The sequence below is a fragment of the Campylobacter sp. B0100352/1 genome, from assembly GCF_020135855.1.
GTDB classification, from domain to species: Bacteria; Campylobacterota; Campylobacteria; order Campylobacterales; family Campylobacteraceae; genus Campylobacter_D; species Campylobacter_D taeniopygiae.
In genome coordinates this window covers 18,792-27,433 of record NZ_JACHTP010000024.1, presented here as the reverse complement: position 1 = coordinate 27,433, position 8,642 = coordinate 18,792, and the positions used below count along the sequence as shown (strand labels likewise).

Here is an 8,642-nt window from a genome sequence, read left to right as displayed (position 1 = left end):
AAAAATACTTTTAAATATTTATATGGAGAAAATGTAACCTATAATGAAAAAAAAGTTCCTAAAAAATATTATCAAATGGATGCTTTATATTTAAAAGATTACAATATTAATCCTCTTATATCTAAAGCTAAAATCAATAAACTAGGTATAGGTTATGATGAACTTTTAGAACTCATACAAAATGATCAAACAAGTCTTAAATATCCTGAGATTGATGAATTTAAAGTGATAGATGAAACAAAACACAGTGAAGAATATGGTTGGGAATTTCTATATAAAGTGGTTTTAGATCCAAAGAAAAGACATAAGGCTAATTATGAGGATATGGTAAGACTTTCACAAACTCAAAATGAGTATGGTTATACTCCACGACACGGTGAAACTTTGGCTGATGATAAAGTGTATGCTATAATTATAAAGCAATATTATAATGCTAGAGTTTTTTTAATACAAAACAATTTTCACTCTCAAAATCTTATATTTGAAAGTTTTAGGATGAAATTAAGAGAAGATGAGGATTTTAAAAGACAAATAAAAGAAAATACAATTTTTACTGAATTTGGTGAGACTATCGGTCCTAAAGCGTATGATTGGATAGTACAAAGTGATGCTTTTCTTGCCTATCGTTTCAATCAAGCTTTAGCCTTAGCTTTTTTAAATGCTTATGATAAAGGAAAATAAAATGGAATTCGAAAAAATAAGCTTTAAAAAATATAATAAAATCAAAACATCACTCTTAATCTCAGTTGAAGGTTTAAAAACAGAAGTTTATAGGGATAATCAAGGTATAGCGACTATAGGCATAGGTATAAATATAGGACAAAAAAGTCTAAAAGGTATCTGGATAAAACTGATTTTATATTATTTATTTGGTTTAATAAAAGATCTTAAAGATATTCCTTATGCACGATTTGATTCTGATAACGCTTTAAAAAAAATCATTAAAGATACAAAAAGTTATAAATATAAAGAATATCAAACATTAATACAGAGTATTTCAAATAATATTTTTAAAACTTTGGAGACAGATATTAGAACTTCTACTCTCAATAAAATCATCAAGGATGCAATAGAAAATTATTGCAAGGAAACTGAACAAAGGCAAAAAAGTAATCCTAAAGCAAGTTTAGAAGAACTTCAAAGATTAAGCGATGAGGATTTAAAAATAAATAAAGATAATTCTAGTAAGTATTTAGAATTTAAACTTAGCGAAGAACAAGCTGAAGAACTTTTTGAAATTATATCAATAAATTATGAATTAGACACCTTGCATTATTTTAAGAAGAAAAATATTCTTTTTTTTCATAAAAATAAGAACAAAAAAGAAGATAAAAAAGAATATTATCAAGAATTCATTCCTTTTGTGAGTGCCACTTATCAAGGTGGTAATTTTATCATGCAAAATAAACTTTTAGAAAAAGCATTCAATGTTTATAAAAGTAGATTTTTTATTTGGGCTATTATAAGATATTTCATAGGCAAAGATGCAAGAAGAATGATATTGCAATCATGTATTTTTAATTTTAATGGAAAATTAAAAAAAGAAGAAGAAAGTGATGAAGAAAAACTTGATACTTGTATAGATATTTTTAAGGTATTAAATTTAATACATCCTACTGAAAAACAAACCTATTTTTCTTATTTTAAAACAATGGAACAACATATGCTTAAACAAATTAAAGCTGTAAAAACAGAATATGATAATAAAAATGTGGATATTTCTGGGTATAAAGTTTATAACTATGTCAATCCCAATGAATTACAAGCTTTAGTAAGTATTTTAAAACCTTATGTAAAATACTTTAATGATGAAAAATTTATCGGTAAAGCTAAATTTGAAACTGAAAGTGATTTTAAAAAATATAAAGAAAAAGAAAGCGATAAAGAATATCGCTTTAAGACTGAAAATATCTATGTTATGGATAATAGTAATTATAATGAAGTTTTAAGAGCTCTTAGAGAATACAAAAATGCTCAAGAAACAAAAGAAAATATTTTAGTTTTTATTATAGAAAAAATTAATATGGAAATAAAAATTGAACGGCCAAGTAATACCTATCTTTATATTATGAGTGTAAAGGGTAATTGCTTTGATTGCTCTTATATAAACAATCCTTTCAAAGAAAATACCAAGCAAAACGATAAAGCTGAACTTTTTTTGTATGAAAAATTAAGCGATGGTAAAACAAAAACCACTTCTTTGGCAACTAAAGAGCTAGAAATGAAAGAAAAGGAAACAAATGATCAAGAACTGATTGCAAATTATAATGGCATAAGCTATTGCTTTGATATACTTAATCAATTAAAGATTGAAAGAGATAGTGAATTGCTTTTTACTCTTAGCAATTATCGCCATTATTTAGAAAATCGAGAAAATTCTCATATTTTAAAAACCGATCTTAAACCAGATAAAGCTTATTCTACCTTAGGAATAGAACTTAAGATTCCTAGAACCCAAGATACTTTTTGCAATAATGGAAACTTTACTATTAATATTAATGATATTGATTTACAAAAAATACAAAACTATACTAATAATGTCATTACTGAAGGTACTCCTATTTATATCTATGTTCAAGAAAACCAACAAAATTATGTTTGTAAGTTAGAAGATAAAGCACTTTCTCGCAATATATACCTAAATAGGACTTTAGAAAAAGATGAACAAGGTAATCTAAAACTTATAAATACTAAAAATATATTTATAGGTTTTAAGGTTTTTAGTAGTATAGCAATGGCAAATAATACTTTTTCGCAAAAACTACAAATATGCGTTGAAGATTTAAACAAAGGAGATAAAACGGTAAAATTTAACACCCCTTATTGTTATTTAATAGAAGATAAAGTATATGAAGAATGGAGAGAAGAAAAAGAGAAGTCTGTTGTAAGTTTAGAATTTGATGGCAGAGCACTTACAATAATTACATATGAAAATGATAATATTGCAAGAATTTCTTTTCAAGCAGTAAGCGGTAGGCCACAAGAAGATGAAAATGGGAAATATTATTTTACCTATGAAAAAGAAAGACAAATGTTGAAAGATGAAGGACCTATACCTGAAGGAGAGTATTATATTACTCCTTTAAGTGAAAATGAAAATGATGGGCTGCAAGAATTAAATGTAATGAATAAAATTGCAGGAATAGCAAAATTTGGAAAGTTTCCAGGCACATGGTATGCTTGGGGAAATATTCGAATTCCTATACAACCTAAAACAAAAACTTTAACTAATTCTCAAGGGCAAACTATTGTTAGAGATAATTTTTTTATTCATGGAGGAGACCGAGTGGGTAGTGCTGGTTGTATTGACTTATGGAAAAATAATGATACCTTTTTCAAAGTTTTTTTACAATATGTAGAAAAGTACAAAGACGAAATTCTTAAAAAAGAAGGTAAAGTTTCTTTAGTGGTAAAATACGAAAATAATACTAAAGTAGAATGTGATAGTGATTTCTTTACTAAATCTTGCAAGATTATAAATTAGAGTGTGAAATTAAACGTTTTGATTAACTTTTATTTTTAATATTAAGGAATGATATTTTTATTATCAGTCAATAAGTTTAAAATATTACAATGTTAATTCTTAGTTAATGGGATTTTATGTACTTTTGTAGAAAAATGCATGATTACTATTATTTTATATTATATCATTTCACTAAATTATTCTTTTTTATGCAATAAAATGTAAAAATTTAGTTTATTTACAATAGGCCTTAATTTCTTGTACAATAAGGAAAACATAAATTGCTTGAATTTTCTTGTTTGTATGTTTAAACAAGCAATAAGAATTAAAACTAGGAAGTATAAATGAAATGGTTATTGGTATTTAAAATTTTTATAGTTTCAATTTGGATTGTTGGTATGATGGGTTTTATTCAAGAGGTTGTAAATAATTCTAAAACTTTTGTAGAATTATTAAGCAATCCACGTATCTTTTTAATTTTTTGTATTATTTTTTTAGGTTGTGTGAGTATAATATTAAATTTTATTTTTAAAAATAAAAATATTTTAATCAATTATTTTTTATTTTCCTTTTTCTTTTGTGCCTTTTTACTTTTTATAGATTTTTGTATTTTTTATTTTAAAGAACTACCAAGGTATACAAGTTATACAGATTCTCTTGGCATGATATGCGCTTTGTATTTTTTATTTTGTTATGTATTTTCTGGATTTATGGTTTATGGGGTTTTATCTCTTTTTAAAAAAAATTACAAAAAAGTAGCAATTTGTTTTATTATTTGTATATTTTATTATTATCCTTTTATTGCTCTAATTGGCTTAGCTATTATTAAAATTTTTGTACAAAAGTAAAAAATAAAAAAACTAAAATAAGTCAGAGATGCTTGGGTAAATTACACTAAAGCAGATATAAAAGGGTATGCACTTTTTAAGATCCAAACTCATTATAAATTGGCACGCCTATATTTGAGATCGATGAAAACGATGGTAAAATATTAATCAATTTAGTATCCAATAGCTGCAATTGGCGTATCGTAACTTCCAAATTTATCAATTTAATGCAAGATTTAATCAAAGATAATGATATGAATTATTCAGTTATTAGAATAATCAATTTAAAATCTCCTAAAAAAGCTATTATAAAAATATTTTCTATGGAATATAACAACGATTTTTGTGATATTGAAGTTGAAAAACAAAATAATAGTATAGTTCTTAAGTCAGGTAAATGCAAAGTTGAAGATTTTATCTTGCATAAAGAAATTTTTACAAGATATCACAAATAATAGACATTGATAAACTTAAAAAAATATCAAGAAATGAAAAATTTGCAAAATAAAATTTTAAAAATTTACTTTATAAAAATCGATTAAAAAATCAATAACTTAAATTTATTAACTTTATCTTTTAAGAATTTATGTAAATATTGATTATAAAATATTTACATAAAATCAAGCTATTTTAATTTTATTATTGCTCTTCTTTAATTTTTCTCTTTGCTAATCCCATTTGCTCATAAGCATCGATCTCTTTTTTATACGAGGCAGAAATTTTCTTAAGCTCTTTATTTAAAAAGCTTACAGTTTGAGGGCTTGCATTCATATTTGAAGCCAAAGATGCAACAAATTCTAATTTTTTCTTAGTAGCATCATCTAATTCTTTAGAAGTTTTAGATCCTAATTTATGCGTAGCAACATATAACTTAGCTAATTCTTGTAAATCAGAATCGCTTAAATTTGGATCAGCCGCTGCTGCAATCATATTATCTAAATTAGTATCAAACACTCTTTTAGCCTTTTTTTGTTTAACAACGGGTGTATCTTTATCTTTTTTAGGTATTTTTTTACCACTACTCGTAATCAAATAAGCAATTAAACTTAAAAATAAAAAGAGTGCTAAAGCAACGCAAAAAATTACCATAAAAATATAATTCATTAAAGCCTACCTACAAAATGACGTTTTCTTCTTGAAAAATATGCTAAAACAAGCATTGCAATAAAAATCCAATAAACATAATCAGGAATTTGAACTGCTTCTCCAGCTGCATAAGAATGCATACCGGTTAAAAAATGATTCACACCGAAATAAGTCATAGCAACTACCCAATAAGCAAACATGCTCCACAAAGCAAATACAAATTGGTTGCAATATTTAGGAATCATTCTAAGATGCAAAATTGCAGCATAGACTAAAATAGTTATCAATGCCCAAGTTTCTTTAGAATCCCAGCTCCAATATCTCCCCCAGCTTTCATTTGCCCAAATTGCCCCTAAGAAATTTCCAGCTGTAAGCAAACAAAGTCCCAAAATCATAGCCATTTCATTGATCCTAGTAGCCTCTGTGATATTTCTTAAGATATTAGAATTATATTTTCCATCTTTTTTAAGAAAACACATCAATAATAAAACAAAAATACCCAACAAGGCACACAAACCTAAAAATCCATAACTAGCAGTTATAACGGACACATGTATACTTAACCAATAAGAATTAAGAACGGGTCTAAGATTTGTAATTTGAGGATTTATTTCATTTAAATAAGCCACCATTAACACTATACCCGATAAAATAGAAGTAAGAGATAAAGCTATAGGGCTTTTTTTAGAGAAAAATATCCCAGATAATGATAAAGCCCATGCAATATAAATCATACTTTCATAAGCATCACTCCAAGGTGCATGCTCGGATAAATATGCACGGAGAATCAATCCTATAGTATGGATAACAAAAGCTAATATATTTAGAGTATATACAATTTTAAATATCTTTGTTATTTTTAAATTTGGAGTAATCATTTTAGCAAAAACAATTACCAAAAGTAAAATTCCTGCAATCAAATAAACGGGGATTAATTTTGAAAAAATTTTAATCTTATTTGAAAAAATTTCAGTCTTGATTTTATTTTCACTTGGCATAACTCTATATCCGACTTTACTTTGATACTCTTTAATTAATCCCAAAGCTTTATCTGCCTTAGTCCAATTATTATCACTAAAAGCTTGATCAACTGCCCCAAAATAATTTCGCACCAAAGCTAAAACAATCTCTCCTTCTTCTCCTTTTAAAGTTGTAATAGCAGAATAAGGTGCCAACCAAAGATTATTTTGATCATTTTGTACTGGAATAAATTTAAAAAGCTCTCCACTAAAAACTAAATTAACAATATTAGCTCTTTCATCTAGCTTTATAATCTCTTTATCGAAAGTATTTCTTGTATTTGGATTTTTCCTATTTGCATTTTCTACATATTTTTGAAGTTTATAATGATTGTTTTCATCAAAAAAATCTCTATAAGAAATATATTTTTTATCAGAAACTTTTAAAATTTTAGCAATATCTTTACGAACAGCACTATCATCAGGCATTAAAATAAAAGGTTCATTTTGCCATTTATCCACACCTATAAGCATAGAAAGCATTACTGCGTTAGCATCTTGCCCTTTGTAAGTATCACTGTGATGAATTTTTTCTAAAATTTCTCTTGATAAAGTATCAAAAGGCATCATTCTACCATCTAAAGATTTTTGTAAAACTAAAGAAGCGAGAGCTTTAGCGTGTTCTGGATTTACTATAGGCAAATCATTATCCTTAGCAAAAGCTTTATTTGCTCCACAAAAAATAAAAAATACCAATAAAAAAACTCCGATATTCTTTAAAGAGTCTTGATTGATTAGTCTCACTAAAGTTCTAAATCTTGAATTTGGATTAAAGAAATTTAAAAACATTCCTAAGATTAGTAAAAAATAACCTATATAAGTTGGAGTTTTTCCTGGATCTTTATTGACTGAAAGAACTGTCCCTTTTTCATCTTGATCGTAAGAATTTTGATAAAATCTATAACCATTATAATCTAAAACATTATTCATAAATATCCTATAATCAAAATTTTTACTTCCATCCTTAACTGTAATCTCACTTGCATAAGAAGCCGCAGACATAGAACCTGGATAGCGATCTAAAACGAATTTATTTAAATAAATTTCAAAAGGTAATTTATTGTAAGAAAGTCCCCAAGAAATAAAAAATTTCTGCCCTTCTAATTCAACCACTTCAGGCTTACCATACTCAAAAATATAAAAATCTTTACTTTTATTTTTATAAGTTAATTCAAGTTTTAAAGCATTTTCACCTTTTAGATTTAAGGCTTGATATTCTTTACTCATTGCAAAATCTTTAAATCTTAAAAGCCATGAAGTTTTCCAATTTTGCGGCTCTCCAAAACTTGAAACTAGCATCGTTCTAGCTAATTCCATCCAAGAAGATTTAAACCACAACCAAAAACTTTCATCTTGTGGTCTATTAGCACCTTGAATTTCACGATCTCCATGTAAAGAAGCAAATTTTATAACAAAATTTAGATCTTTAATATTGTAAAGTCTAAGATCTTTAGCATTTTGATTCTCTGTAGTTTTTAAGATAAAATTTTTACCCTCTTTCATATTAAACACGTTTAGATCTTCACTTGAAGTCAAATTTAAATTTTGATCAATTTTTACATAAGGTTTTGCAACATCATCATTCATAAAGGAAAAATTGATTCCATCAATATTTTTAACTTCTCCTTTTTTAAACTCCATTGTCATTCCTTGCATATTTTTTTGAGAAAATGTTATAGCAAGTAAAGGATCTGAAGTATTATTTTCCTTATAAACATAATCAGCATCTAAAATCAAATCTTTATATTTTAAAACAGCCTTATCATTGCCCATATTTAAAGCAAGTTTAAAATGATTAGCAAAAGGTAAATTTCCGATATAACGATCATTTACAACACTATATTGCTCCCCATCTTTGATGGCAGAAAAGCGAACTGAAGTTTTTAAACTCTCTATCAATGAATTTTGCGTATGTTCCCTGATGGATAAAGTTCCCTCAAATCCGTAATATCTCGTAATTCCAGCTCCTACAAGAATAAAAAGAAAAGATAGGTGAAAAATCATCAAAGGCAGTTTTTTTAAATTAAACATTTTATAGCGAAACATACCACATAACAAATTTATACCTAGTAACAATTGAATATATTCAAACCAAAAAGCATCATAAATCATAGCCCAAGCTGTAGGAGTTCCATAAGAACTTTCTATAAAAGTTGCCAAGGCACAAAATAACGCAAAAATTAAAAATAAAATTATAGAAATTCTTAAATCCCCTACACTCTTAATTATTCTTTTCATTTTTTTAAT

At 26.3% G+C, this 8,642-nt stretch carries 6 protein-coding genes; 4 read left to right on the top strand and 2 right to left on the bottom strand.

Annotation, left to right across the window (positions count from 1 at the left end; translation table 11 throughout):
- The 4 genes from H2279_RS07270 to H2279_RS07255 form a co-directional block, all read left to right on the top strand.
- Positions 1–681, top strand: a 681-nt coding sequence (locus H2279_RS07270) for a hypothetical protein (protein WP_337196098.1), incomplete at its 5' end; no start/stop codon positions are given.
- A gap of 1 nt (position 682) precedes the next feature.
- A complete protein-coding gene (locus tag H2279_RS07265; protein ID WP_337196097.1) occupies positions 683–3,484 on the top strand; it encodes a hypothetical protein in 2,802 nt (933 codons plus the stop codon).
- 323 nt (positions 3,485–3,807) lie between these two features.
- The gene (locus H2279_RS07260) at positions 3,808–4,311 is read left to right on the top strand and encodes a hypothetical protein (protein WP_137624587.1); all 504 of its coding nucleotides are present in this window, start codon (positions 3,808–3,810) and stop codon (positions 4,309–4,311) included.
- Positions 4,312–4,544: 233 nt separating this feature from the next.
- Positions 4,545–4,745 carry a hypothetical protein gene (locus tag H2279_RS07255; RefSeq protein WP_337196096.1) on the top strand — a complete coding sequence of 67 codons (201 nt, stop codon included), beginning with the start codon at positions 4,545–4,547 and terminating at the stop codon, positions 4,743–4,745.
- Positions 4,746–4,929: 184 nt separating this feature from the next.
- Here the strand turns inward: H2279_RS07255 and H2279_RS07250 are convergent, their stop codons facing one another.
- The gene (locus H2279_RS07250) at positions 4,930–5,394 is read right to left on the bottom strand and encodes a hypothetical protein (RefSeq protein ID WP_337196095.1); all 465 of its coding nucleotides are present in this window, start codon (positions 5,392–5,394) and stop codon (positions 4,930–4,932) included.
- Positions 5,394–8,633 (bottom strand): cytochrome c biogenesis protein, encoded by a 3,240-nt coding sequence (gene ccsA, locus H2279_RS07245; RefSeq protein ID WP_337196094.1) that lies wholly within the window; start codon positions 8,631–8,633, stop codon positions 5,394–5,396. The genes H2279_RS07250 and ccsA overlap by 1 nt, the downstream gene beginning before the upstream one ends.
- Positions 8,634–8,642 lie beyond the last annotated feature (9 nt).

What these genes read in the sequence shown, in the direction of transcription:
- H2279_RS07265 (WP_337196097.1), top strand. Translation starts at nt 683, where the DNA reads ATGGAATTCGAAAAAATAAGCTTTAAAAAATATAATAAAATCAAAACA.
- H2279_RS07260 (WP_137624587.1), top strand. Translation starts at nt 3,808, where the DNA reads ATGAAATGGTTATTGGTATTTAAAATTTTTATAGTTTCAATTTGGATT.
- H2279_RS07255 (WP_337196096.1), top strand. Translation starts at nt 4,545, where the DNA reads ATGAATTATTCAGTTATTAGAATAATCAATTTAAAATCTCCTAAAAAA.
- H2279_RS07250 (WP_337196095.1), bottom strand. Translation starts at nt 5,394, where the DNA reads ATGAATTATATTTTTATGGTAATTTTTTGCGTTGCTTTAGCACTCTTT.
- ccsA (WP_337196094.1), bottom strand. Translation starts at nt 8,633, where the DNA reads ATGAAAAGAATAATTAAGAGTGTAGGGGATTTAAGAATTTCTATAATT.